This is a genomic window from Paenibacillus sp. S-38, assembly GCF_049942825.1.
GTDB lineage: Bacteria > Bacillota > Bacilli > Paenibacillales > NBRC-103111 > Paenibacillus_G.
Map to the genome: position 1 here is coordinate 4,609,707 of NZ_CP187970.1, position 24,986 is coordinate 4,634,692.

The following is a 24,986-nucleotide window of genomic DNA, read 5'->3' on the forward strand; positions in this document are numbered from 1 at the left end:
GATTATGAGTCGATGACGATGGATCACATCATTGCTCCAGCGTGGCTTGGCTTTGTCCTGCCGCTCCCGCAGCCCCCGATGCCCTCAGGGCATATACCACCACAAAATACAGCAGCAGACCGGCCACCATCAAAGCGCCGATGCCCGCAAAGCCAAGGCCCGGTGCGACCCGGTCCAGAACCACGCCGAGCCCGGCGGCGGATATGCACTGCAGCAGCAGCGAGATCGCAATCCACACGGACATCGCGCGGCCCATGAACGACTTTGACACCGTCTCCATGAGCCGCGTGTTGATAATTATGCGCAGCGATGAATTGCTGAGGCCGAGCAGCACGCTGCCGAGATACAGGAGCAGGACGGAAGCGCTGAACGCCCAGGCGAACAGGACGCCCGAGGCCAGCAGGAAGAACAGCGTGACCGCCGCCTGGCCGGGCAGCCTGCGGGCCAGCGGCGCGGCGGCAAAGCCGGAGAGCAGGCCACCGATCCCGTAGAACATATCGGAGAGGCCGAACACCACGGAGTCGCCCTGCACCGGACCGTTCACATAGCCGGGCAGCACGACATTGAAGATCATGACGGCGACCACCGGAATGATCGAGACAACACCGAGCAGGAAGACCGGCGGCCGGTCCTTCAGGTAGCGCAGCCCTTCCTTGAAGTTCGCGAAGAAGGATTCGTCCTTGTTCTCTACGGGCAGCGGCGTATGCCGGACGCGGGAGAGGAAGAGCGACGAGATCACGAACGCGGCGGCATTCAGGATGAGGATGAACTCGAATCCGTAATATTTGTACAGGATGCCCGAGACCGCCCCGGCCAGGAACATGCCGACCTGCAGCGAAATCTCGATAAGCGAGTTGCCGTTCATGAGCTCCTTTTCTGTCAGCAGCTCCTGCACAAGGCTTCGGGAGGCCGACATATAGACGGTCCAGCCCATGCCGTTGATGATCGTGAAAAGATAGAGATACACGGTATGGAATCCAGTGAACAGGAAGGCCAGCGCAAGCGCAAAAATCAGTACCGCACGGGCCCAGTTGGCCCCCTGGATGATGGTCCGGCGGTTGAAGCGGTCCGTCAGCGTGCCGACCAGAGGCGAGATGGCGAAGCCGGCCAGCACGTTCAGCGTCAGCATGAAGCCGATGGCGCCGAGCGACCCGGTGCGGTCCATGAGATACCAGTTGGCCCCGATCGTGCTCATACCCACCCCGAAGCCGCTGATGATATCCGATAGAAAATAGTTGCGGAACTGCCGCGATCTCAGCACGCTAAATACCATGACGTCCTCCTAACTCGGCGGCCTGCCGCTTCAATCCGGTAAGGCCGAAGCCGAGGTGCTCCAGCACTTCTGCATGAGTGCCTCCGTAGACCGGCCATTCCTCGCCGCAGTCGTGGGAGTACACCCGGCACTCCGGCAGCAGCAGCGAGAGATAGGACGCCGTGCCCCCCGTGCCCCTGTGCTCCTCGGCAACGAGGAAGGTGTCAGACACGGAGCGCAGCTCCTCCGCATACCCCTTCAGGGACTGACTGTCCACATAGACGAGGTGGGCGTGAAGCAGGTTCGGGTCCTCTTCCGCCAGCCTGATGCAGATCTCCGCGGCCTGTTCGCCGACCGAGATGAGACAGAGAGCCGCCCCGGAGCGCTTCCCTCCCTGGTAGAGAATCTCCCTCGCGCTGCTTCCCGGCGGTCGGTCCAGGCTGCGGAAGCCGTCATTGCGGCCGAGCCGGATATAGTACGGCTCCGGCGAAGCCGCCGCTTCCCGGATGACGAGCCGGGTCTCCTCCTCCCCGTGGGGGCAGGCGATCCGGACGTGCTGGAACGACTGCAGCACCGCGATGTCCTCGAGACAGTGGTGCGTCGTGCCGAACCAGCCGCCGGAGACGCCCCCGTAGGCTGCGGCGATCTTGATGTTCTTGCCCATGTAGCCCATGGCCAGCTTGATGCTCTCGGCCGCCCTCAAGGCCGCGAAAGAGGCGAAGGTGGAGAAGAACGGCACATACCCCGCCTCGGCCAGCCCTGCCGCCATGTCGATGCCGGCCGCTTCGGCAATGCCGATGTTCAGGAAGCGGTCCGGGTGGGTCCCCTGGAACACGTGATTCTTCCCCCCGAGATCCGCTTCGAGACAGACGATCTTGTCGTTGGTGCGGGCAAGCTCCGTCAGCTCCGCTTTGTAGGCTTCCCTGCTCGATAGGCTCATGACAAGCTCCTTTTCCATTTGTCGGCGGTCTTCTCCGGAATCTTCGCATAGTGGGCGTCGGGGTTGCCTTCGATCGCACGGACGCCTTTGCCCTTCACCGTGGCGGCCAGTACGGCGAGCGGCCCATCCGGATGAGGCTCCACCGCGCCGAGGATCGCCGGGAAGTCATGCCCGTCAATCTCCCTCACATGGAAGCCGAACGCCTCGAAGCGCTCCCTCAGCCGGTTGACAGGCGAGATATCCTGCAGCAGACCGTCGTTCTGCCCGCCATTGACGTCTACAATATAAATAAAATTAGCAATCCCCTTCGCCTGGACGATCTGCGCGGTTTCCCACACCAGCCCCTCCTGCAGCTCGCCGTCTCCGCCAATCGCAATGCCAAGGCCGCCGCTGCCCTTCATCCGCTGGGCAAGCGCCCAGCCGGCGGCATACGGGATGCCGTGACCGAGGCTGCCCGTGGCGAACGGGATGCCCGGCAGCTTGTGGTTCGGGTGCCCGGTGAACAGCGAGCCGCTGCGGCCATAGGTCGCAGCGGGGTTCTCTGCGATCACGCCGTGTACATGGAGGGCGGCGTACAGCGCAGCCGCCGAATGCCCCTTGCTGAGCACGATCGCATGCCGGTCATCGCCCCCGTACTTGGCGAATACCGCGACCAGCAGGTCGATGACCGACAGGCTGCCGCCGATGTGGCAGCCTGTCGGCGCCGCCGCCATGTCGATGATCAGCTTCCGTGCCTGGAGAGCCAGCTCCTGCAGCCGGCCGGGCGTCACCTCGGACCCGGCGGCGGTCCCTGCGGATTTCAGTGCTTCCATCTACGTTCCTCCTCCGAGCCGGAACCATTCATTCACGGCCTCTCTCAGGATAGCCCGGGACGACAGGACCTCGGCGAAATGAAGGTACTCCCGGTTCGTATGGTCGAGGCTCGAATCGCCGGGGCCGTAGGCCACCATGGGCACCCCCTCCCACGTCGTCGCCAGCGTGTTCATGTCGCTCGTGCCGCGCTTTTTGATATAGTGAACCGTCCGGCCTTCCTTGGCGAAGCTGCGGACGAAGCTCTTCACCAAGGCGTCGCTCCGCCCATTGGCATAGCCGGGCGTAGCCCGCAGCACCTCCACTCTAACGTCCTCTCCAAGATCGTCCAGCGCGACGCTTTGGCTGTAATCTCGGCCTGCGGCCGGCGAGATGCGGAAGTTCAGCGTGCCGGTAATAGTAAGTAATCCATTCAGATTTGTATGTTTAACGTCGATCAGCGATGACAGGGAATCCGGGTCGATCTCCTTCACCCGGCGGCGGATCGTCTCCACTACCTGATACAGCTCGTCGATCACACTGACGGTGTCCTTGGCTGCCGTGTGCTCCTGGAGGCGGGAGACGGTGATCTCCAGCTTAAACAAGCCGTAGTAGCCGAGCGTCAGGTTATTCTCCCCGCTGGGCTCGCCGATAATCACGGCATCCGCGTGATAATGGTCCCTGACATGGAGGGCGCCTTTGGAGGAGGACACCTCCTCCTCCACGGCTCCTACAACGAGCAGCTCTGCGTCCTCAGGCACGTCGGCTTCTTCAAGCATATGGATGAAGTTGACGAAGCTGCCTTTGGCATCCACGACACCCCGGCCGGTCAGCCCCTCTTCGTCGTTCTTTACCTGCCATTGGAAGGGCACCGTGTCAATGTGGCCGAGAAGCAGCAGCGTCCGCGGACCGCTTCCTTTGCGGAACACGACATTGCCGGCCTCGTCGATGAAGCCCGACACGCCGGGATAGCGGACCTCCTCCAGCAGGAAGGAGGCCAGCTCATGCTCGTCGAGGGAAGCGGATGGAATCCGGCTTACCTTAGAGAGCAGGTCCAGACTCCCCCCCTCCTCTGACCGCGCGAAGCTCCAGAACCAGGTCCGCCCGCCGCCCTCCAGCGTATGGGGACCGGTAATGCAGACGTCGCCCACGCCCTGCTCGAGAGCAATCGAGGCAGCCCTCACCTTCTGCTTCATCCGGCCTTTGACCCAGGGCAGCTCGTCACCCTGGTATACATGCCGGATCGTAGACCCGGCATCTTCGATATTCTCCAGAATCCCCGGCGTGCCGGTCACAAAGCGCAGATGCTGCGCTCCGAGCTCCGCTGCGAGATGGGCGGCAAGCACGTCCGCATCGATATTGATGTAATCGCCAAGCGCCGGATCGTAGATCGGCGGCGTCAGGATGACGACATCGTAGGCATCCAGGGCCGACCGGAGGAATCCCGTGTTGCTCCCCGCGTAGCTGCCGAACAGGGAATCGCGGACGATCAAGCTTTTCCTATCCTTCACTACCTTGAGCGGCTTCGCTTTGGTGCCGGTCACGACCTGGTTATCCCCGCCGTTCTGGGCGAATACGCTTAAGTCTTGGGAGCGCAGTGCGGCCGCCGCTTCCGCAAGGATGATCTCGTGATAGGCTGCACGGATCACCGGCATCTCCGCCGGCGGGCAGTAGCGGACCTCATCGCCGCCCGGCAGGGTCAGGAACGGCATTTCCCGGCCAAGCTGCTCGTACTTGCGCTTGATGCCCTCCGCCCCGCCTGCGACGAGCAGCACGCGGCCGCCGCGCTCCGAGATGCGCCTGATCTCACCGAAGATCTCCGGCCGGTTCAGCACCGTGCTGCTGCCGAGCTTGATCACATACAGATTGTCCATCAAGGCCACGCCCCTTCCGCCGCGTACTGCAGCCCGGCTTCCTCGGGGAAGCCGTAGTACAGGTTGGCCGCCTGGACCGCCTGTCCGGCCGCCCCCTTGATCAGGTTGTCGATGCTGGCGATCGAGACGCAGCTGCGGCCGTCGACATATGCGCCGACTTCCGCCATGTTGGTGCCCGTAACCGTCTTGATCATCGGGCCGTGCGGCCCGTTTTTCGAATTAAAATAATGAATGAACGGCTTGGAGGCATACGTGCTGTAGAAGGCCTTGCGAACATCCACCTCAGTCACCCCTTCCTTCAGCTGCGTATAGGAGGTAACGAGGATGCCGCGGGGCAGATCGAGGCTGAAGGTCGAGAACTGCAGCTCGATCTCTCGGCCGAGGTGGCCCTTCAGGGCATGCTCGATCTCCGGCTTGTGCCGGTGCCCGTGGATCTTGTGCGGCCGGAAGTTGTGCGCGCGCTCCGCATGGGTCTCGGAGCTGGCCTTGCCGGCTCCGCTGGAGCCGGTCTTCGCGTCCGTGATCACCCGGGGCTCGATCAGATCGTGGGCGGCCAGCGGATACAGGGAGTAGATGCTCGCCACCGCCATGCAGCCGGGCAGATTGACGAGCTTGGCATCCCGGTTGATCTCGGAGAACTCCGGAATATAATAGTGGGCGCCCCCCGGAACCTCGTACTTCAGCGATTCAGGGTAATGCGCTTGGAGCAGGCCCGGGTCCGTGATCCGGTAATCCCCGCTGATGTTGAAGATTTTATCGGTCTGCGCCGCTGCCCGTTCGATGTACCGGGGGAGGCTCCCGGTGGGCAGGCAGGAGAAGATGAGGTCGTAGGGGCCTTCGAGTTCCTCCAGCTTGCGGAATTTCAGGGAACCCGGCGTTTTCTTATGTAACGAGGAAACGAAATATCGGTCCACCGGCAGGCCGGCCTTGGATTCCGACGAGATAAATTCCACGCGGATCTGCGGATGCCGCCCGAGCAGCCGGTACAGCTCGGCCCCCGTGAAGCCGCTGCCGCCCAGGATGGCCGCCCTTAATGTCTTCGATTCAGCTGTGCTCATCCCAGTCTGGCGTCCCTTTCGTATAAGATTTTGGTTTCCCTGCTCTTCAAAGCGATCTCCCGGATGATCTCCGGATTCGCGTCGATCTTGCGGAAGGCGAGCGCATAGGCCTGGATGCGTTCGTACTCGACCGGGGAGCGCAGCTCCCGGCAGATCGTCAGGGTGGAGCGGAGCATCTTCAGCGTCTCCGGAAAATGGTGCAGGTCATAGCCGAAGTCCTGCCGCTCGGACAGGGTGAACGGATACCCGCCGCCGAAGCCGCGCCGGTTCTTGAACGGCAGATGGCCCGGAATCGGCACATTCTGCCACTCCCTCGCCGGAACGCCTTCGCTCAGGATCAGCTCCTGGATGGCATTCTTGACCTGGTAATCCTCCAGATCGTCCAACCCCAGCGCTTCCGGTGAAATCTTCACGCGGTACATGTTATAGCTGTGCTTGTACCCGTCCGGCACATAAGGTCCGCGGAACAGCTTCGTCTGCGTCAGCGCCTTCGTCAGGTAATCGGCGTTGCGGGCCCGGATCGAGTCATAGTACGGCAGCCGGTCGAGCTGGGAGATGCCGAACGCGGCGGCGATCCAGGACATCCGGTAGTCGATGCCGGTTTCCTCCAGGAATGCTTGCGCCCTGTCGTAATCCTCCCGCTCCCGGAAGAAGGCGATGCCGCCCTCCCCGCCGACCGGGAAGTTCTTGTCCGCCATGAGGCTCTGGCCCGCCCCGTCGCCGATCGAGCCAGCCAGCCGGCCGTCGATCGAGGCGGAATGCGCATGCGAGGCGTCTTCGACGAGGCGCAGCGAGTATTTGTCGGCCAGAGCGCGCAGGCTCGGCAGGTCCGCCGGCAGCCCGTGGACATGGACGGGCATGATCGCCTTCGTCTTTTTCGTAATCGCCCGCTCCGCCTTCTCGGGATCGAGGCAGTACGTCCGCGGGTCGATGTCCACGAACACGGGGATCGCCTTGGCGGCGACGACAGCCTGGGCCGTGGCGATGAAGGTGAATGCCGGCAGGATGACTTCGTCCCCCGGCTGCACGCCCACCCCCACCAGGGCCAGATGGAGGCTCGATGTGCCGCTGGCCGTCGCAATGGCATGGTTCGCGCCGACATAGCTGCGGTAAGCTTCGGCGAACTCCTCTACGACGCTGTCCCCGTCCTGCTGGATGGAGATGAGCATCTGCGTGATGTCCTCCTTGGTGATCGTGGGGAAGATGGTCCGGCGCACGTCCTCGGGGATGATCGCAGGTCCCCCTTGATACGCCAGGCTTTCACGGATCCAGTCCTCTGTCGGAAGCTCGAGCGGCTTGCGGAGAAAATCAGTCTTCATTCTCTCGGTTCCTCCTCAGAAGAGATAGTTTGACGCAGGCCGCCACGAGCGGGCTTAACCGGTAATTGAACTGTACGGCCGGCTGCAGATCCGGCTCGCTCTCCTCCTGCGTCCACATTGTCTGCAGATCGAAGGCGCCGAAGATCTTGAGGCGTTCGGCCTTTTTCCAGATCAGGGGCTCATTCGCCGCAATGGCGGCAGCGGGACCGAAGCCGAGAGGGGTGAAATCGAGGACCAGCACCGGAGCGCTGCTGGATAAGGCGGTGACACGGGCTTCCAGGTCGTTCAGCTCGTCCCAGCCGACCGCGAGCCGCTCGAAGCCCAGCGGCACGGCCAGCTCATCCGTCAGCTCCACGCCGAGCCAGCGGATGAACCGGCGCTCCCCCTCACTCAGTTGTTCGATTCTTGTCGTGGAACCGTGAACGATATCCTGGCCCCAGAGGGCCGCATGCACGGCCCCGGTATAGCTGTTATAGAGAGAGACATGCTTCTTCCCTGTGATTTTGCCGATGCTCTTCTCGAGTCCCTTCAATTCACTTTCGTTTTTTTCGATGCTCATAATGACGCCGGAGGTGAGAACCCTCGAGAGCACGAAGGACAGCGAAAAAAAGTGGGCTTTGGAGATCTGTGCGTTCTTCATTTTTCATCCCCGTTTACTTGGAATTTAGGTTGGCTGAAGGCTGCGTTCGGAAGCGAGCCGGTTTGCTGCATATTGTGCGATATGGGCGGCGACGTCGACGCCGTGGATCAACCAGGATTTGGCGAATTCTGGGTTCTGGTTCACTTCGCAGACGAGATACCGGTGCTCCTTGTAATCATAGAACAAGTCGATGCCGTAGATGCCTTCCCCGAGCACACCGGTTACCCGGCCGCAGAGGCTCCGGATTTCGGCATCCACCTCCAAGGGCTCCACCTCCGCTCCGAGATGGGTATTCGTCTTCCAATTATCCGGTGATACGCGGCGGAAGGCGGCGATCGGCTCCTTCCCCACGACGACTACCCTGATGTCAAAATCCCCCTTGTCCACATACTCCTGCACCAGAACCGGAAACGACTGATGGCTCGGGTCCAGCGATTCCCTTGCCGCAATCCATCCGTCCAGGCCTTCCCTGCCGACGATGCGGGCAATCCCCCTTCCCCAAGATGAGCTGGCCGGCTTAACCACGAAAACTTGTCCGAAAGCCTCGAAGGCTTCCTGCAGGCTGGCTGCCGTGAAGGCCACTTGGAACCGGGGCTGCGGGATGCCGTGCCCCTCGAATACGATGGCCTGATGGATCTTGTTCGTGCAGATGTTTATGGCTTGGACGCTGTTCAGCGTCCGGATGCCGGCCAAATCCAGAAGCGTTGCCCGGCTGAGGGCGTTCTTCTGCGAGAGGCAGCGGATCAACGCGAGGTCCGGCCGCCCTTCCCCTGCCGGCCGGCTCAGGGGAAGGGCCATGGAATCCAGGTTGACTTCCACCTGGAACCCGCGGGCTGTCAGCCCTTCGGCGATCCGTTTCTCCTCTTCCCTCAGCTTCGTGACGCACAGCAGGACGTTCGCTTGACCGCTGCTCATGGGCTCTCCCCCTACTCTCCCCAGGTTTCTTCGATCTCCGGCGCGAGCTCTACGGTAATTACGTTGGCTGCGGCATGGACTTCGTGTTCCTGCCCGCAGGAGGAGCACTCGACAATCTCGCCAGTTGTAACACCCTGGTCTACCGTAATTTCATCCTTGCATACGAGGCACAGCAGCTGACTCATGAACCATTCCACCTTTTCGATTAATGTTGACTTCACCAATGAGTATACTTGGTAATAACTTGAATCTCAACCATTATTTTCATTTTGCTATTAGGAAACATTCCGCACACGCGGGCTTGCCAAGCTCTTCGCTACCAATCCCTCGAACAGCAGCCGCATGAGAGGGTCGGCTGCGGTCATCGACTCCGGATGCCACTGGACCCCCACGGCAAAAGGATGCCCCGGCAGTTCAACGGCTTCAATCACACCGTCCGGCGACGTGGCTGTGATGACCAGTTCCGGAGCCACCTGGCGCAGCGCCTGGTGGTGGAGGCTGTTCACCCGCACCTGATTGTGACGAAAGATGCTCCCCAGCAGGCTGATCTCGTCAATATATACGGCATGCGTTGCCTTGCCCCTCGCAACCCCGTGCTGCATATGCTCCAATGCACCCGGAAATTCGCTGGGGAGATCCTGATAGAGCGAGCCGCCCAGCGCCACATTCATGACCTGGACACCCCTGCAGATGGCAAGCAGCGGTTTGCCGGTCTTCACGGCATGCCGCACGGCCTCGATCTCGATGCGGTCCCGCTCCGGGAACAAGGCACCCAGCTGTGGATGGGGCTCCGCCCCGTAGAGGGCCGGGTCGACATCCTCCCCGCCGGAGAAGATGATGCCGTCGCACAGGTCGATGAGTTCCCGGAAGGTCTCCGGCGAAGTCAGGGGAAGGACGACCGGCAGTCCGCCGGCCCGTTCGACGGAGCGGTGATAGTCCTGGTGGACGTAGGCTCCTTCACTGTACTCATTGCGCACGACAATCGTACTGGTAATGCCGATCACCGGCTTCATAACGGCTCCTTTCTTTCCCGCAGATTTTGAAGGGGCTAGGACTGCTGCTGCGAATCGAGGGCGTCGCGCAGGCCGTCGCCGATGAAGTTGATGGCCATCACGGTGAGCAGGATCATAGCCCCCGGAGGCACCCAGAGCCAGGGCTGCTCCGTCAGCACCGTAAGGGATTGGGCATCCGTGAGCATATTGCCCCAGCTCGGCGTCGGCGGCTGCACGCCCATGCCCAGAAAGCTCAGTCCCGCTTCGCTCAGGATGGCCGATGCCATGCCGAAGGTGGCGGCCACGATGATCGGACCTGCCGCATTCGGGAGAATATGCCCGAGCAGGATGCGCGGGGTGCTGTACCCGAGCGCCACCCCGGACTTCACATAATCGGCCTCTTTGATCGCAAGCACGCTCCCCCGGACGAGCCGGGCGATGCCCGGCCAGGAGAAGAGCGCGAGCACCAGGATGATCGTCGTCATGGTGGCGCCCAGCACACTGACGACAATCAGCGTAACCATCAGGAACGGGAAGGCCATGAACATGTCGGTCACCCGCATCACAGCCATATCCAGCCACCCTCCGTAATAACCGGTGAGAAGCCCGATCAGGGTGCCTGCCGTCACATAGAGGGCTATGGTCACGATCCCGACAAGCAGCGAAACCCGGGTGGCGTACACAAGCCGGCTGAAGACGTCCCGGCCCACCTGATCCGTCCCGAGGTAGTGTTCTGCCGAGGGAGCGGCCGAGAAGACGCCCGTCACTTCCTTCGGATCATGCGGGGCGATCAGCGGGGCGAACAGGGCGCAGAGGATAAGCAGTATCGTAAAGCTCAGTCCTGCCGCAGCAGGCTTGTGGCGGAGGAATCGGACGGCCAGGCTCCTTCTCTTCGGCCGGGAAGCCTTCTCGTGACGGATGCTCTGCTCCCGGAGGGCTTCGCCGGTATCGGGACCGGTCAGCTCCATAAGGATTCACCTCCTTTCAATTGAAATAGACATGGAGATTCATTTGAAATAGACACGAAGACTCATTGAGAATGGACGCGGGGATTCATTGGTAACGGATGCGGGGATCCGCCGCCGAATACAGGAGATCCGCGATTAGATTCGTCGTCAGGACGATGCAGGCCGCCGTCAGATTCAGCCCCATCAGCGTGGGGTAGTCCCTCGAGAGGACCGACTGGATCGTGAGCTGGCCGATCCCCGGCCATTGGAAAATCTGCTCGATAAGGATGCTGCCTCCCAGCAGCAGCGGAATCTCGGACGCGAAGACGGTAATCATCGGGATCAGGGCATTGCGCAGCGCGTGTTTGTTCGTCACGAGGAACGGATGCAGTCCTTTGGCGCGCGCTGTGCGCAGGTAATCCTGCTTCAGCACATCCAGCATGGCTGCCCGGACATACCTCACCTTCTTCCCCGCGATTACGATGCCCAGAACAAAGACGGGCAGAATCATGTGGGCGATGAGATCTCCTGTGCCCCCGCTTCCCCCCAGCGTACGCATCCCGCCCGTAGGCAGAAGCCTCAGCTGTACGGCGAAGAGATAGATCAAGCTGAGTCCCAGAAAAAACTGCGGAATCGACGTCCCGATAAACGAGAGGCCGGTCGTCACATAATCGAAACGCGTATTCTGTTTGACTGCACTGAGAATCCCTGCGGGAACCGCGATGAGTATCCCAAGAAGCAGGGAAGCGGAAGCGAGCAGCAGCGTCGGGCCGATGCGCTCGCCGATGAGCCCCGCGACCGGCGCATAGGAGCTGAAGGAATATCCGAGTTCCCCTTGCAGCAGGGAGCCAAGCCAGCGGACATACTGCACGATCACGGGATCGTTCAGGCCCAGCCGTTCCTTCCTCGCTTCGAGCAGCTCCGCCGGCATGTTAGGATCGATGAACATATCGACAGGGTTACCCGGCGCGAGATTGATCAGGAAGAAATTGATGACTGTGATGCCCAGCAGCACAGGGATGGCGATGAGCAGACGCCGGATGAAGTACCCAAAGATAGCGGCATTCTCCTTTCGCTTACGTGAGTGGAAAATGGCAGGCTGCAGCGTGACCTCCCGCCTCACCGGAAAGCGGCGGCTCCTCCCGCCGGCAGCGCTCCTGCACATAAGGGCAGCGGGTGTGAAACCGGCAGCCCGCCGGAGGATCGGCCGGACTCGGCACATCTCCCCGGAGAACGACACGCTTTCGGGTGCGAAGCAGCGGATCCGGAGGCGGATAAGCCTGCAGCAGTGCCTGCGTATACGGATGCCTGGGTCGGCGGAACAGGGCCTCCTTGTCTGCGAGCTCCACGATTTTGCCGAGATACATCACAGCGATCCGCGTACTGATGTACTTGACCGCTCCGATGCCGTGGGCGATGAACAGGTAGGTCAGGCCGAGCTCCTTCTGCAGATCCGCCAACAGGTTCAGGATCTGGGCTTGGATCGACACATCGAGTGCCGACACCGGCTCGTCGCAGACGATGAGCTTTGGCTCCAGGGCGAGTGCCCGGGCGATTCCGATCCGCTGCCTCTGGCCGCCGGAGAACTCATGGGGATAGCGGCGCTGATGGGATCTCGGCAGGCCCACCAGATCAAGCAGCCGTTCGACCCGGACCTGAACCCCACGCCGGTCTGCGAGATGGTGGGCAAGCAGCGGTTCCGCCAGGGTATCGCCGATCTCCTTGCGGGGATTGAGCGAGGAGTACGGATCCTGGAAGATCATCTGCAGCCGGGTCCGCACCGGGATGAGCTCCCGCCGGGGGAGGAACGTGATATCCTTCCCTTCGAATCGGACAGTCCCCGCTGCCGGGTCCTCCAGCCGGACAATCGAACGGCCGAGTGTCGACTTGCCGCAGCCCGACTCGCCGACGAGCCCCAACGTCTCCCCTTCCCTGATGTGCAGGCTGACGTCATCCACGGCCTTGATCTGCCCTACGGTCCTGGAGAACATCCCCCGGCGGATCGGGTAATACGTCTTCAGCCCCTCCACCTGAAGAAGCGCCGGGGCGCTGCGCGATTCCGCCATGGACCCGGTCCGGGCGGCGTCAATGCTCATACGCTCACCTCCTGCAGCGCGGGAGCCGGGATGCCCGCAGTCCCGGCGAGCCAGCACCGGACCGCACGGTCCTCCTCTACCCGTTTCAGCAGGGGAGGCTCCCGCCGGCAGCGCTCCTCCGCATAAGCGCAGCGGTCATGAAACCGGCAGCCCTTCGGCATCTGCTGGAGAGACGGCACCGTGCCGGCGATGGCCGCAAGCCGGCCTTCCTCCGCCTCCAGCCCCACGATCGAGTTCAGCAGCCCCTGCGTGTAAGGGTGCGAAGGCTCGCGGAACAGAGTGAACACCTCGGCCTGCTCGACGATCTGGCCGGCGTACATGACGGCGACCTTGTCGGCCATCTCCGCCACGACGCCGAGATCGTGCGTGATGAGCAGAATCGCTGTCCCCGTCTCATCCCGCAGCTCCTTCATCAGTTCGAGGATCTGGGCCTGAATCGTGACATCAAGCGCCGTCGTCGGCTCATCGGCGATGAGCAGCTTCGGCCTGCAGGAGAGAGCCATCGCGATCATGACACGCTGGCGCATGCCGCCGGAGAGCTTATGCGGATAAGACTTCATGACTTCCGCCGCCCGGGGAAGGCCGACCTTCTCCAGCATCCGCACGGCATGGGCCCGGGCTTCCCTACCGCTGTGCTCCGTATGAAGCCGGATCATCTCGATGAGCTGATCCCCGATCGTCAAGACCGGGTTCAGCGCGCTCATCGGTTCCTGGAAGATCATCGCGATCTCGCCGCCACGAACCTTCCGCATATCGGCCTCGGACAGCTTGGCGAGATCCCTGCCGCCGAACCGGATCTCCCCCTGGCTGATCCGGCCGTGTCCGCTGAGCAGCCGCATGACTGAGAGTGCCGTCACGCTCTTGCCGCTGCCTGATTCCCCCACCAGCGCCAGGGTCTCCCCGGCTCTAAGGTTCAGCGAGACTTCGTCCACCGCCGTAACGGATTCCGGACCGGTGCCAAAGACTGTGCGCAGCCGGTTGATCTCCAGCATATTCATGCCCTCCCGCCTCCCCTCACCGGTTCCGGCACCGGTGCCAGGACTTCCCGGGGAATCGCGGGAACGTAGCTGCGGCCTCGGGTTGACGCCAGGAATTCGGCACGGGCCTGCGCCAGCCCCTCCCCGCGGTCGGTCAGCAGCTCATAGGCGGCGAGGGCGATCAGCCGGGCGGCGTAATGCATGCCCTTCAGCCCGATGGGGGAGCCGAATGCAGCCGAAGCCTGCCACGTATGCACCTGGATGCCGACCGGAGCGCAGGTGGTGATGATCTGTCCGACCGGTGTGATCCACGAGACGTCCCCAAGATCGGTCGAGCCACCCGACGGCGGTCCTCCCGCAGGTCCCGGTTCGCTGAAGCCGGCTGGCAGCAGCTCCCCTTCCGGCAGTCCCAGCTTCAGCGCTTTAGCCAAGGCCGCCTCCTTCTGGGCGGGCTCCAGCGTGTCCACAAGCGATAAGGCCAACCGGCGGTCTTCCTCCGAGAAGGACGGCGCCTGTGCCGCGTCCTTCTGCCGGGTCAGCAGCGCATTGAGCGAATGGTTCACGTTCAGGCTGTAGGCGCCCCCTTTGATCTCCCAGCCCATCTCCGTCTCAGTCATCAGAGAGGCTCCCTGAGCAATCTTCAGCAGTCTCGCCAGCAGCTCATCCGCCGCTTCCCGGTTGGCTCCCCGGAGATAGTACCAGACGCTCGCCGCATCGGGCACGATGTTCGGAGCGACTCCCCCGTTCGTGATCGTATAATGAATCCGCGAGCCGTCGGGCACATGCTCCCGCAAATAATTCGCCCCGATGTTCGTCAGCTCCACGGCGTCCAGCGCACTCCGCCCCAGATGGGGAGCTCCTCCCGCATGGGCTGCTCGTCCGTGGAAATGAAGCTCGACGGAGGTCAATGCCGAGGTCGGCGTGCTCCACGGGGTGTTCTGGCTGCCGGGGTGCCACGTCAAAGCGGCATCCAGGTCGTCGAAGACGCCCTCGCGCGCCATGAATGTCTTGCCCGACAGCACTTCCTCGGCCGGGCAGCCGTAGTAGCGGATCGTTCCGGCGATCCCCTCCGCCTCCAGCCGATGCTTCAAGGCGACGGCGGCTTCCACGCCGGCCGTGCCGAGCAGATTGTGGCCGCAGCCGTGGCCCGGCCCGTTCGGCGTCACGGGCTCCCGCTCAGCGGATACCTTCTGCGACAAGCCCGGCAGCGCATCATACTCCCCGAGAATGCCGAGGACCGGCCCGCCCGAACCGTACTCCGCCACGAAGGCGGTAGGAATCCCGCCGATACCCCGGCGAAGACGGAATCCCGCCTCTTCCAGCACCGAGCTCAGCAGACTTGAAGCGAACAGCTCCTCATAAGCGGTTTCGGGGCGTTCCCAGATCTGCAGGGCCAGGTCCTCGTAGAGCGGCTCGTGCTCCAGCATCCACTGCACCAGCTGCTTTTTTCCCATATGACGTCCTCCTTGTCTGAGCAGCCTTATCGCATCCTCAGGCGTCCTTTCCGTGTCTGCTCACGGCTTCAAATCCCACTGACTGACATTGTTGAACATCCCGATATCGCGCGGTCTGCCTTCGATCACCTGCTTGGACACGGCAAGCAGCCGCTTCTCCGAATAGACGGCCAGAGAGGGAACATCCTCATGAAGGATGGCCTGCAGCTCGTTATAGATCGCACGCCGCTTGGCCGGATCCGACTCGGTCTCTCCCCGGTTGATCAGCTCATCTACCTTCGGATTGTTGTATTTCATGTCATTGTTGGCGTTGTCGCTTTTGAACATCGTGAAGTACGAACTCGGCTCGATATAGAAGTCGCGGGTGAAGACCGTCAGATCAAATTCGCCCTTGCCGACCTTGGCAATCAGTGTGGCGAAGTCGAATTTCTGCACCTGTATCTTGATGCCAACAGCTTCGAGATTCTGTACGAGAATATCGGCGGCCTGCTCGCGGATCTTGTTGCCTACCGGGACCAGGAAGGTCAGCGGCTTGCTTCCGTCCCAATTCGCTTCCTTCAGCAGTGCCTTCGCCTTCTCGGGATTGTACGAATACTTCGTAATCTCCTTATTGTAGTAAGGGTGGTAGCTGGGAATGCCGCCGTCAATCACTTCGCCCTGCCCTTTCAGCAGCTGCTCGACGATGAGCTGCCGGTTCAGCGCATAAGCGACCGCTTGACGTACTTTCACGTCGGGAATCTTCTGCACATTGAAGAACAGCTCCGGCGGAACGGAGGCGTTCCCGGAGGTCAGTTCGACATTCGGCAGCGCTTTGACCTTCTCATACTCGGTGATCGGAATCAGGCCCACAGGGATGGAGTTCATGTGGATCTCCCCGGTCTGCAGCTGGGCCACCAGGTTCGCCGCCGGGAGGACTTTTACGAAGATTTTATCCAGCTTGGCGGGCTCGCGGTAATACTGCGTGTTCTTCACGACTTCCGCATACTGCCCTTTCTGGAATGCGGCCAGCTTGAATGCACCGATCGTAACCTCGGGCTTCTGGAAATACGGATGGGTGGCCACCTGCTCGGGCGAGACATCCTTCAGAATATGCTGGGGCAGAAAAAATACCTTGGTACCGAAGCGCTCCTTGAAAATCAGCGGGTCGACCGGGGTCTTGGTCCGCACCTCGAAGGTCTTGTCGTCGACGATCTTCAGGCCGCTGATCTCCGTCTTCCCTTCATCGAGCTTGCCGGCGGCATTCAAGCCTTCGATGAAATTGAGCTTGAAGTTGGTATCTACCTTCAGGTGCAGCGCCGTCTTCAGCGTGAACGCAACGTCGGCGGTCGTGAACGGCTGGCCGTCGTTCCACTTGGCCGCTGGGTTGATCTTGACAGTGAAGGTCTGATTGTCCTTGGTCTCCACCGACTCGGCCAGCTTCGGCTGGAATTCGAACTTCTCATTCAGGTCCAGCAGCGAATCATTGATGAGCGCCAGCACGTTATCCGATGCCGAATCGCCGGCATCATTAATCTGGTTCACGGTCACGGGGGCATTCACGATGCCCACATAGACTGTTTTCTCTTTGGCTGGGGCAGGTGCGGCGGTACTGTTCCCTCCTGAGGCGGCAGGAGCGGGCGAGCCGCCCGGCGAAGCGCCGGGTGAAGAGCAGGCGGAGAGCAGGATCAGCATGGCAGCCATGCTGCCCAGCAGTCTTTTACGACGATTCACAAAATGCACGTACAGAATCCCCCTTCAAGTCGACAGCGAATTAATTTCATTATTCCTATCGTTTAAGTATGTTTATGTACCTGAATGTACCACTGCCCTTATGCCTTGTCTAATTGATTTTATCAATCGAAACCCGAGGAATTTCTATCCAAAAAAGGCAGCAAAAAACGCTTGTCGGCGTCCTATAAGATCAGTATGGGGTTTCGACCGATGTACGCTATTCACCTCAGGTGGCCGCGATCCGCGATCTGCAGCTCGAGCTGGAAGGTATGCAGTTCAGCTTCCGGCGCCTCAACGTTCTTATTGAAATAACGGAACTCAGGTATCTTATTGAGATATTTCCGGCATTTCCCGAATCATAGCGGAACTCAGATGCCTTATATGGGGAATACAGGTCCGAAAACCGCGCCGATGGACTTCTGTCAATAAAGTAGACACAAAATGAAGGAACCCTTTAAGGCTAAGCTGCTCTTTGTTCATGGTACATCTGTTCAAAGCGATGAGGCGTTTTATAACCCAAAGTGGAGTGACGCCGTGTTCGGTTGTAGTAAAACTCGATGTAATTATAGAGTTCATCGGCTGCTTGCTTACGAGTTTTAAACTTGGTTTGGTACACAAGTTCTTTTTTCAATGTACTGTGAAAAGACTCGATACACGCATTATCATAGCAGTTACCTTTTCGACTCATGCTGCCGGTCATGAAGTAGCCTGCCAGCCGTTCTTGGTAATCACCGCTTGCATACTGAGATCCGCGGTCGGAGTGGTGGATCAAGCCAGGGGCCGGTTTCTGGCGCTTGTAAGCAAGCTCCAGGGCATCGATCACGAGCTCCCTGGTCATCCGCGCGCCTGTAGCCCAGCCTACGATTTTACGTGAATATAAGTCCATCACACTGGCTAAATATAGCCAGCCTTCGCCAGTGGCGACATAAGTAATATCTGTTACCCAGACCTTGTTGGGTGCCTCCACTTTAAACTGCTGATTTAGGATATTGTCATGAACAGGCATGTTGTGGTTGGAATTGGTTGTTGCTTTGTATTTTCCAACCGTAATCGACTTAAGACCCATCTCTTTCATAAGGCGACTGACCGTTTTTGAGGATACAGCACAACCGTCTTCCTCTTGCAGAATCGCAGTAATCACGGGGCTGCCCGGGCGCTTCTTCAAACGGTAAAAGTGATGCCGGATGCGTTTTTTCAGCCACATCCGGTGCTTTTCCCGTTTACTAGGCTGGTGTTTTACCCACTTGTAATAGCCGCTTCTGGATACTTGTAAAACGGAGCACATCTTCTCGACACGGTACTGGAAGCGGTGTTTATGAATAAACGAAAAAATCAGTGCCGGTCTTTCGTGAAGAAGTGCATTGCCTTTTTTAAGATTTCGTTCTCCTCTTGCAGTTCGCGGGTTTGCTGCTCCAACTTCTTTAGTCGTTCGTAATCCACAAAGACTTGTGATTGTTCCGAAGCCGCACTTTTCCCGTACTGTTTGATCCAGCGGCTTAAGGTACTTTTCGGAATCCCAAGTTCCCGGGCAATCTCAATTGGCTTCTTCCCCTCCTTCTCCATATGCTCCACCGTTTTTTTCTTAAACTCACTGTCGTAACTCTCCCGTTGCTGACTCATGGCACACCTCGACCTTTGTTCGTTTGTCTTTATTATAAAGGTCGTTCCTTAAGTTGTGTCCACCGTTTAGTCTACATCCACGATCCCTATAATAGCGCATCTGAGTTCCTTTATTTTTGGTTCTCACCATCCAAAAGCGTGAATAACGAATCGTACTTCCGCTATTTTCATAGACCGCTTACGCGCCAGCGGAATTGAGGCCCAAATATTATAACTTCGTCGATAATGTAAGAAAACCCGCTCCCAGCAGGGAACGGGCTGTCTTCGCTGCGCACAACCTGCCTGCCGGCTCACTTGAGTCCGGTCAGCGAAATGCCCCGGATGATCTGCTTTTGAAACAGGAAAAACAGGAGAATCAGCGGAAGCACGGACACCGCCGCCCCGGTCATGATCATGACCCAGCCGCTGTTGTCCTTGAGCTCGCTCGAGAAGAAGGCCGTGCCGACGGGAATGGTGAAGTTCTCTTCCGTCTGCGTGATGATCAGCGGCCAGATGAAGCCGTTCCAGCTCCCCAGGAAGGAGAGGATGAACAGGGTCGCCAGCGCCGGCCGGACCAGCGGTACCGCGATCTTGAACAGGATGCCCCACTCGCTCATCCCGTCGATCCGTGCGGCATCGAGCAGCTCTGAAGGTAAGGACTCCATGAACTGCTTCATGAGGAAGATGCCGAAGGCCGAGATCAGGCCGGGAAACAGCAGCCCCGCGAACGTATCGACCCAGCCCAGCTTCACCGACAGCAGGTACCAGGGGATGATGAGCATCTCGGTCGGCACCATCAGGGTGCAGAGGATCGCGACGAAGATGACCTGCTTGCCGTAGAAGGAGAACTTGGCGAGCACGTACCCGACGATCGTATCGAAGAAGCAGACGCTCGCTGTGGTGACCATAGCGACAATGAAGCTGTTCGAGATCCACTTCGGGAAGGAGGATCCCTTAAACAATTCGACGTAATTGGCCAGGGTAGGCTGCTCCGGAAGCAGGCTGAGGGAGAAGACTTCACCCGGCGGCTTGAGCGAAGTGGCCAGCATCCACAGGAACGGGAACACCATCAGGAGCACGCCGGCCGTAAGCAGTACATAACTCACCGCACCGGTAAGGGAGCGTGAAGCGGCGGCTCTCCGGGGGACTGCTGCGGCAGGCGGTGCGGTCAGACTGCGCATACCCTTTTCCCTCCTCTAGTCATCGGCTCTCTTGTTCAGCACCTTGAGCTGCAGCAGGGACAGCGCCAGGATCATCGCGAAGAGCACGACGGTCGCTGCTGCCGCCTCGCCCATCTTGAAGTGCTTGAAGGCCAGATTGTAAATGTGCAGCACCAGCGACACCGTTGAATTGAGCGGGCCGCCCCCCGTCATGTTCAGCACCTCGGAGAACGACTGCAGGAATCCGATGCTTCCGATGACCACCGAGAACACCATCACAGGGTTGAGCAGCGGAAGCGTGATGTGCAGGAACCTGCGCCATGAGCCCGCTCCGTCGATCGAAGCGGCATCGTAATACAGTCGGGGGATGTTCTCGAGCCCCGTGAGGAAGATCAGCATCTGGAAGCCGACGCCCTGCCAGATCATGGCCGCAATGACCAGATAGATCGCCTGCGACGGGGAGCCGAGGAACAGCTGGGGTTCGAGGCCCAGTCCCAGCAGCATGCCGTTCGCGATGCCGTTCTTCATGAGAATCCAGCGGAACACCCAGCCGGCCGCCACGACGCTTGTCACATACGGGATAAAGTAGACCGTCCGGTAAAAGCCTTTGAGCCGTCCTATCCGGTGCAGCAGCAGCGCCACGATGAGCCCCGCAAGCAGCTGGCCGGGCACGCCGACGGCCACGTAGATCAGCGTATTGCGGAGCGACTGCAGAAAAATCTCGTCCTGCAGCAGAGCGGCGTAGTTGCCGAGCCCGACGAAGGGCTTCACCTCCGAGAGCAGGTCCCACTCCCGGAACGAGACATGAAATGAATACAGGATCGGCAGGATCCGCACGCTTGCAAAGAACAGCAGAGGCAGCAGCAGGCAGCTGTAGATGAAGAAGTACCGCTGCCCCTTGACGCTCAGGCCTCTCCTGAGACGAGCCTGCCTGCCCCTGTCCTGCAGCTTGTCTGCAAGTTCCATGGAGTCACATCCTTTCTTTCCGCCGGCTCCGCCTTATTTCTTGTCCTGCTTCGCCCAGTAATCGTCATACAGCTTCTGCGTTTTCTTCACAAGCTCTTGGTACGCCTTCTCATATGGCACCGAATTCAGCACCACCTGGTCCACCGCTTCGGTAAAATAATCCTTCTCGAGCTTCTCGTCCACGAAGAAATGCGCATTCGCATAGTCGAGCTGCCGGATGAACGGACTGAGCTTCTCGTCCTTCGTATATTTGTCCTGGAGGGCCACTTCCTTCTTGGCCGGCAGCTCGCCGACCTTCTCCACCCACTGCTCCTGCACTTCCCTGCTCGTCAGGAACTTCAGGAACTCGGCGGCCGCTTCCAGCTTCTTGCCCTGCACATTCTTCGTGATCCCGTTCGCCCAGAACGACACCTGCGTAGCCTTCTCCTTGTAGGAAGGCAGCGAGGCGATCCCATAGTTCAGGTTCGGCGCATCCTTTTTGAGTCCGCCCAGTTGGAAGCTTCCGTCGATATTCATGGCGGCATGCCCCGTTTTGAAGGCCGTAATATCATCCGTATAAAAGTCCTTGGTGCCGATCTTATGTACAAGAGACAGGTCGATCAGGTACTTGAACGCCTCAAGTCCCGCCGGCGATTCCGCCCACAGGATGCGGCGCCGGTCATCGCTGATGTCCTTGCCGCCTGCCTGATACACCAGCGCATCCCGGTACCAGTGATGGAGCTGCGCGCCCGGCTGCCATGCGATCCCCTCGATCACGAACTGCCCCTTCGCATCCTTCTCGGTCAGCTTCTTGCCGGTCTCCACGAGCTCCGTCCAGGTAGCCGGCGGCTTCGAAGGGTCAAGTCCCGCCTTCGTGAACAGGTCCTTATTGTAAAATAAGGCAAGCGTCCGTACGGCCGTAGGGATCGCGTAATATTTGCCGTTAAACTTAGCGGTCTCGACGAACGGGAAGAACTCCTTCTTGACCGCCTCCTCCGAGAAGGCCGGCTCCGGCAGCGGCTGCAGATACCCCGACGATACATACTTGGGCAGCCAGCCATAGTACAGATTGATAATATCGGGCCCCTTACCGGCGGGGACGAGTGTGGCGACCTTTTCGTTATACTGGTCATACGGGAAATTCGTCTGCTTGACGGTGATATTCGGATGAAGCTTCTGGAAATCCTCGATCAGCTTCGTGATCAGCTCGACCTTGGCCGGGTACTGGTACTGCCAGTATTCGAGGGTGATCTTATCCTCCCCGGCGGCTGCACTCTCCCCGGCCTTCGTTTGGCCGGACGCTGCGGGTGTGGTACTGTCCGTGCCGCCGCAGCCGGCCAGCACCAGGGCGAGACTGAGCGCCGCAGTCCCCCCCATACGGCCGAGCTTACGGGCGGAACCTGACTCCGCGGATTCAAACGGATGCGCTTTGTGTTTGTGCATATGGCGTGCTCTCCTTCTCTATCACAGGTATGTTCAACAGCCTTCTGGCATTGTTCCCAAAAATGTTCTCGATCTCCTCTTCGCTCATCCGCAGCTCCCGGCAGGAGCGCACCTGGTCCTGCAGGTACCGGTAGACGAAGCCCCGCGGGAACGCGCTGGAATCCGTACCGAACAGCAGCCTCTCCGGGCCGATGAGCTCATAGCACTTGCGGAACAGGATATCCAGGTTCAGCTCATAAGGCACCCACCGCATCCACTGGTTGGACCCTGACGTGTCGATGAACACATTCGGGCAGCTCCAGCAAAGATGAAGCAGCTCCTGGAAATACCCCGCGCCAAAATGCGGCACGATGATCGGGATATCCGGATACTCCCTCGCTACATTGAAGATCGCCAGCGGGTTGATGTTGAGATGGGAGGCGATGCCGCCCGTATGGCCGAGGAGTCCGAAGTGGATGAGCACTGGAAGCCGTCTCTCCGCCAAGAACTCCCAGACGGGCGTCAAGGACGGATCGTGGAACGGCCGCTCCACCAGGGGGCCAAACAGCTTGTAGCCCCGCAGGCCCAGCTCATCCACCGCCCGCTTGAGTTCAACCGCCGCCCCCGGCTCCTCGATCCCGTGATGGGCGAAGCCGGTGAACCGTCCGGGATACCGGCCAATCTGCTCCGCCAGGTCGTCGTTGTTCCACGCGGTCAGGAAGTTGATACCGCCGAGTCCGTAGCGGTCCAGCTCCTCCACCCAGCGGTCGATGATCGGGCGTTGATCTTCTGCAGCGTCCTGGGACTGGGGTACCGGCGGGGGAAAATCCCATGTCAGCCGCATCCGCTGCCCGCGGAGCGCGTTTGCTCCCGAGATGAGGGGATGCCTGGACATGAAGGGTACCGGGTAGGGAAGATGCGCATGAAGGTCGAACGGCTTATATTCTGGATTAGCGAATAACACGTGGATCACCTTCTGTCTTGGATTTGGCGAGCTAACCTTACTGATATAACAAAATCTGATATAACAAAAAAGGAGATGAACACTCTCTGCAAACGAAAGAGGAATTCATCTCCGGCGGTCCGGTTCATGATTGGTTCTGGGGCACGCCCCACTGGGCGATCGTGGATTCAACGTACTGCTGTGCGGTGCGGATGGCCTCGCGCCGCTCCTGCAGCCAAGCTTCATCGCTTACCTGCCGGAAGCGCTGTCCCTGGAGGGCCCTCTGCACTTCCAGAGGGCTTGGCCCCCCGGGCAGCCTGCGGACTTCGACGAACCAGGCGGGGTCGAGCGACCGGCGAAGCTCCTCTTCATCCAAGGCGAGGTCCCGGCCGATGATCTCCCTTGCGGCCCGGTTCAGCGCCGCAAGCTCCAGCCCGGCAGCAGACAAGCCGTGGCTCACCGCCTCCTTCACTACCCGGGAGACGATTGTATGCGCGGTACGGAAGGAGAGGCCTTCGGTGCGCACGAGCGTGTCCGCCAGCTCGGTCACTGTGGCGAAGCTGGCCTCGGCCCGGGCCCGGAGCCCTTCCTTGTTGATCTCGAGTGTCCCGATGACGCAGCCCAGCAGCCGGTAGACCGACTCCAGCGTCCTCAGGCTCTTCCAGGCGTAGGGCTGCAGATCGTCCTCCGTATCCACGATATCCCCGAAGGGCGTATTGTGGATCATTGTCAGGACGGTCTGCGCGTCCCCCGCGCAGCTAGAGAGGAGCGAGCGCATATGCTCGATGGAGACGGGGTTGCGCTTCTGCGGCATGATCGAGGAGATCTGCACATACGGCGGGGCCACGTGAAGCACGGCGAACTCCTGCGTCGACCACAGGAGCAGCTCCTGCACGAAGCGGCCCAGGTTGATGGCGGCGAGCTGCACCGCCGACGCAATCTCCCCGACATAGTCGGCCCCGCTGACCGCGTCGTAGGCGTTGTCGATGAGGCCGTCGAAGGCGAGCAGCTCGGCCATCCGTTCCCTGGAGACCGCGAAGCCCGAGGTCGTCAGGGCGGCGGCCCCCATGGAGCTGCGGTTGCAGTTCGCATAGGCGGCCTTCAGCCGGCGGATGTCCCGGCCGAGCGAATCGGAGACGGCGGCGACGTAATGCGCCATGGTGGTCGGCTGAGCCTGCTGCGTGTGCGTATAGCCGAGCATCACCGTCTCGGTGTGCTCGCCGGCAAAGGCGATCAGCCGCTCATGCAGCAGGAGCGCGGAGCCGATCCCCTCCAGCAGCTTTTCCCGCAGGACGAGCCGGTAGATCGCGATGCCCATATCATTGCGGCTGCGCGCCAGATGCAGGTTGCCTGCGGCGTCCCCCGCGAGCTCGAGCAGCCCGTGCTCCACCTGGAAGAACAAATCTTCGAATTGTCCCGTATACCCGCTCTGCTGCAGGGCGGTCAGGTCCAGGCTCTTCAAGGCGGCGGCGATGTTCTCCGCCTCCGGATCCGTGATCAGCCCCTGCTCCCGGAGCATGATCAGATGGGCTTTGTTCACCGCCATCATGGGGGTCAGCAGCTCCGACTTCGCTTGATGATAAGCCGGTCCCAGGACCACCTCGGCATAGGTGCGTCCCGGAAATACGGCTCCTTCCTCCTTCAGCCAATCCTGATTCCCTATTGGCATGAGAACCCCTCCCCTATGACATCGTGGAAGCAACCATTAATACCAACAAATCCTGTATGATTAATAAGACTACACCCGTTTCCAGCTTCCGTCAATACATAAATGTACATCCTCCCCGGTTCTGGGGAGAAAAGGGAAAAGCCGCGGATAGGCGGCTTTTCTTTGCAGACAAAGGGATGCGGTTTAAGATGGATGGCGCCCCCCCGCTGCCGGGCAGATTGTGATAGCAACGGAATGGCCGATGGTACACCTTGCGTAGAGACTCTCCGTCAAGCCTGGATCGGC

22 protein-coding genes are annotated in these 24,986 nt (G+C 60.3%); all 22 read right to left on the reverse strand.

What is annotated here, in order from left to right; translation table 11 throughout:
* Positions 1-28: 28 nt before the first annotated feature.
* The 22 genes from ACP26L_RS20445 to argH all read right to left on the reverse strand — a co-directional run bounded on the left by ACP26L_RS20445 (position 29) and on the right by argH (position 24,701).
* Entirely contained in the window at positions 29-1,273 is a 1,245-nt protein-coding gene (locus ACP26L_RS20445; protein WP_426445871.1) for an MFS transporter, read from the reverse strand.
* A complete protein-coding gene (locus ACP26L_RS20450) occupies positions 1,263-2,210 on the reverse strand; it encodes a transketolase family protein (RefSeq protein ID WP_426445872.1) in 948 nt (315 codons plus the stop codon). Before ACP26L_RS20450 ends, ACP26L_RS20445 begins: the two co-directional genes overlap by 11 nt.
* The gene (locus tag ACP26L_RS20455; RefSeq protein WP_426445874.1) at positions 2,189-3,004 is read right to left on the reverse strand and encodes a 1-deoxy-D-xylulose-5-phosphate synthase N-terminal domain-containing protein; all 816 of its coding nucleotides are present in this window, start codon (positions 3,002-3,004) and stop codon (positions 2,189-2,191) included. The genes ACP26L_RS20450 and ACP26L_RS20455 overlap by 22 nt, the downstream gene beginning before the upstream one ends.
* Positions 3,005-4,855, reverse strand: a complete 1,851-nt coding sequence (locus tag ACP26L_RS20460; protein WP_426445876.1) for a M20/M25/M40 family metallo-hydrolase — start codon at positions 4,853-4,855, stop codon at positions 3,005-3,007.
* Positions 4,855-5,913, reverse strand: coding sequence for an N-acetyl-gamma-glutamyl-phosphate reductase (argC, locus tag ACP26L_RS20465; RefSeq protein WP_426445878.1), 1,059 nt, complete (start codon positions 5,911-5,913; stop codon positions 4,855-4,857). The genes ACP26L_RS20460 and argC overlap by 1 nt, the downstream gene beginning before the upstream one ends.
* Positions 5,910-7,232 carry a DegT/DnrJ/EryC1/StrS family aminotransferase gene (locus ACP26L_RS20470; protein ID WP_426445880.1) on the reverse strand — a complete coding sequence of 441 codons (1,323 nt, stop codon included), beginning with the start codon at positions 7,230-7,232 and terminating at the stop codon, positions 5,910-5,912. The genes argC and ACP26L_RS20470 overlap by 4 nt, the downstream gene beginning before the upstream one ends.
* The gene (locus tag ACP26L_RS20475) at positions 7,222-7,872 is read right to left on the reverse strand and encodes a degT/DnrJ/EryC1/StrS aminotransferase (RefSeq protein ID WP_426445883.1); all 651 of its coding nucleotides are present in this window, start codon (positions 7,870-7,872) and stop codon (positions 7,222-7,224) included. The genes ACP26L_RS20470 and ACP26L_RS20475 overlap by 11 nt, the downstream gene beginning before the upstream one ends.
* 24 nt (positions 7,873-7,896) lie before the next feature.
* Positions 7,897-8,787, reverse strand: coding sequence for a RimK family alpha-L-glutamate ligase (locus tag ACP26L_RS20480; protein WP_426445885.1), 891 nt, complete (start codon positions 8,785-8,787; stop codon positions 7,897-7,899).
* Between the two features lie 11 nt (positions 8,788-8,798).
* Positions 8,799-8,972, reverse strand: a complete 174-nt coding sequence (locus ACP26L_RS20485) for a lysine biosynthesis protein LysW (protein WP_426445886.1) — start codon at positions 8,970-8,972, stop codon at positions 8,799-8,801.
* Between the two features lie 90 nt (positions 8,973-9,062).
* On the reverse strand, positions 9,063-9,800 hold the full coding sequence (locus tag ACP26L_RS20490) for a gamma-glutamyl-gamma-aminobutyrate hydrolase family protein (protein WP_426445888.1): 738 nt from the start codon (positions 9,798-9,800) through the stop codon (positions 9,063-9,065).
* Positions 9,801-9,835: 35 nt separating this feature from the next.
* Positions 9,836-10,747 (reverse strand): oligopeptide ABC transporter permease, encoded by a 912-nt coding sequence (gene opp4C / locus ACP26L_RS20495; protein WP_426445890.1) that lies wholly within the window; start codon positions 10,745-10,747, stop codon positions 9,836-9,838.
* A gap of 85 nt (positions 10,748-10,832) precedes the next feature.
* Entirely contained in the window at positions 10,833-11,783 is a 951-nt protein-coding gene (locus ACP26L_RS20500) for an ABC transporter permease (RefSeq protein WP_426455029.1), read from the reverse strand.
* Between the two features lie 19 nt (positions 11,784-11,802).
* Entirely contained in the window at positions 11,803-12,822 is a 1,020-nt protein-coding gene (locus ACP26L_RS20505) for an ABC transporter ATP-binding protein (protein ID WP_426445892.1), read from the reverse strand.
* The gene (locus ACP26L_RS20510; protein ID WP_426445894.1) at positions 12,819-13,820 is read right to left on the reverse strand and encodes an ABC transporter ATP-binding protein; all 1,002 of its coding nucleotides are present in this window, start codon (positions 13,818-13,820) and stop codon (positions 12,819-12,821) included. Before ACP26L_RS20510 ends, ACP26L_RS20505 begins: the two co-directional genes overlap by 4 nt.
* Positions 13,817-15,253, reverse strand: a complete 1,437-nt coding sequence (locus ACP26L_RS20515; RefSeq protein WP_426445896.1) for an amidohydrolase — start codon at positions 15,251-15,253, stop codon at positions 13,817-13,819. Before ACP26L_RS20515 ends, ACP26L_RS20510 begins: the two co-directional genes overlap by 4 nt.
* Positions 15,254-15,313: 60 nt before the next feature.
* Positions 15,314-16,963: an ABC transporter substrate-binding protein gene (locus ACP26L_RS20520; RefSeq protein ID WP_426445898.1), complete on the reverse strand. Its 1,650-nt coding sequence runs from the start codon at positions 16,961-16,963 to the stop codon at positions 15,314-15,316.
* 460 nt (positions 16,964-17,423) lie between these two features.
* Positions 17,424-18,583 (reverse strand): IS3 family transposase gene (locus ACP26L_RS20525; RefSeq protein WP_426445900.1). Its coding sequence is split into 2 segments (ribosomal slippage): positions 17,424-18,328 and positions 18,328-18,583, totalling 1,161 coding nucleotides; the frame shifts between segments, so codons are not numbered across the junction.
* Positions 18,584-18,873: 290 nt separating this feature from the next.
* Positions 18,874-19,743 carry a carbohydrate ABC transporter permease gene (locus tag ACP26L_RS20530; RefSeq protein ID WP_426445903.1) on the reverse strand — a complete coding sequence of 290 codons (870 nt, stop codon included), beginning with the start codon at positions 19,741-19,743 and terminating at the stop codon, positions 18,874-18,876.
* 15 nt (positions 19,744-19,758) lie between these two features.
* Positions 19,759-20,688, reverse strand: coding sequence for a carbohydrate ABC transporter permease (locus tag ACP26L_RS20535; RefSeq protein WP_426445905.1), 930 nt, complete (start codon positions 20,686-20,688; stop codon positions 19,759-19,761).
* 33 nt (positions 20,689-20,721) lie between these two features.
* Positions 20,722-22,110 carry an extracellular solute-binding protein gene (locus ACP26L_RS20540; RefSeq protein WP_426445907.1) on the reverse strand — a complete coding sequence of 463 codons (1,389 nt, stop codon included), beginning with the start codon at positions 22,108-22,110 and terminating at the stop codon, positions 20,722-20,724.
* Positions 22,082-23,053 carry an amidohydrolase family protein gene (locus ACP26L_RS20545; RefSeq protein ID WP_426445909.1) on the reverse strand — a complete coding sequence of 324 codons (972 nt, stop codon included), beginning with the start codon at positions 23,051-23,053 and terminating at the stop codon, positions 22,082-22,084. Before ACP26L_RS20545 ends, ACP26L_RS20540 begins: the two co-directional genes overlap by 29 nt.
* Positions 23,054-23,177: 124 nt before the next feature.
* Positions 23,178-24,701 carry an argininosuccinate lyase gene (argH, locus tag ACP26L_RS20550; protein ID WP_426445910.1) on the reverse strand — a complete coding sequence of 508 codons (1,524 nt, stop codon included), beginning with the start codon at positions 24,699-24,701 and terminating at the stop codon, positions 23,178-23,180.
* Positions 24,702-24,986: the final 285 nt, after the last annotated feature.

Bases quoted from the DNA above. Each gene is read 5' to 3' on its own strand.
- ACP26L_RS20445 (WP_426445871.1), bottom strand. From the start codon at position 1,273: ATGGTATTTAGCGTGCTGAGATCGCGGCAGTTCCGCAACTATTTTCTA.
- ACP26L_RS20450 (WP_426445872.1), bottom strand. From the start codon at position 2,210: ATGGAAAAGGAGCTTGTCATGAGCCTATCGAGCAGGGAAGCCTACAAA.
- ACP26L_RS20455 (WP_426445874.1), bottom strand. From the start codon at position 3,004: ATGGAAGCACTGAAATCCGCAGGGACCGCCGCCGGGTCCGAGGTGACG.
- ACP26L_RS20460 (WP_426445876.1), bottom strand. From the start codon at position 4,855: ATGGACAATCTGTATGTGATCAAGCTCGGCAGCAGCACGGTGCTGAAC.
- argC (WP_426445878.1), bottom strand. From the start codon at position 5,913: ATGAGCACAGCTGAATCGAAGACATTAAGGGCGGCCATCCTGGGCGGC.
- ACP26L_RS20470 (WP_426445880.1), bottom strand. From the start codon at position 7,232: ATGAAGACTGATTTTCTCCGCAAGCCGCTCGAGCTTCCGACAGAGGAC.
- ACP26L_RS20475 (WP_426445883.1), bottom strand. From the start codon at position 7,872: ATGAAGAACGCACAGATCTCCAAAGCCCACTTTTTTTCGCTGTCCTTC.
- ACP26L_RS20480 (WP_426445885.1), bottom strand. From the start codon at position 8,787: ATGAGCAGCGGTCAAGCGAACGTCCTGCTGTGCGTCACGAAGCTGAGG.
- ACP26L_RS20485 (WP_426445886.1), bottom strand. From the start codon at position 8,972: ATGAGTCAGCTGCTGTGCCTCGTATGCAAGGATGAAATTACGGTAGAC.
- ACP26L_RS20490 (WP_426445888.1), bottom strand. From the start codon at position 9,800: ATGAAGCCGGTGATCGGCATTACCAGTACGATTGTCGTGCGCAATGAG.
- opp4C (WP_426445890.1), bottom strand. From the start codon at position 10,747: ATGGAGCTGACCGGTCCCGATACCGGCGAAGCCCTCCGGGAGCAGAGC.
- ACP26L_RS20505 (WP_426445892.1), bottom strand. From the start codon at position 12,822: ATGAGCATTGACGCCGCCCGGACCGGGTCCATGGCGGAATCGCGCAGC.
- ACP26L_RS20510 (WP_426445894.1), bottom strand. From the start codon at position 13,820: ATGAATATGCTGGAGATCAACCGGCTGCGCACAGTCTTTGGCACCGGT.
- ACP26L_RS20515 (WP_426445896.1), bottom strand. From the start codon at position 15,253: ATGGGAAAAAAGCAGCTGGTGCAGTGGATGCTGGAGCACGAGCCGCTC.
- ACP26L_RS20530 (WP_426445903.1), bottom strand. From the start codon at position 19,743: ATGCGCAGTCTGACCGCACCGCCTGCCGCAGCAGTCCCCCGGAGAGCC.
- ACP26L_RS20535 (WP_426445905.1), bottom strand. From the start codon at position 20,688: ATGGAACTTGCAGACAAGCTGCAGGACAGGGGCAGGCAGGCTCGTCTC.
- ACP26L_RS20540 (WP_426445907.1), bottom strand. From the start codon at position 22,110: ATGCACAAACACAAAGCGCATCCGTTTGAATCCGCGGAGTCAGGTTCC.
- argH (WP_426445910.1), bottom strand. From the start codon at position 24,701: ATGCCAATAGGGAATCAGGATTGGCTGAAGGAGGAAGGAGCCGTATTT.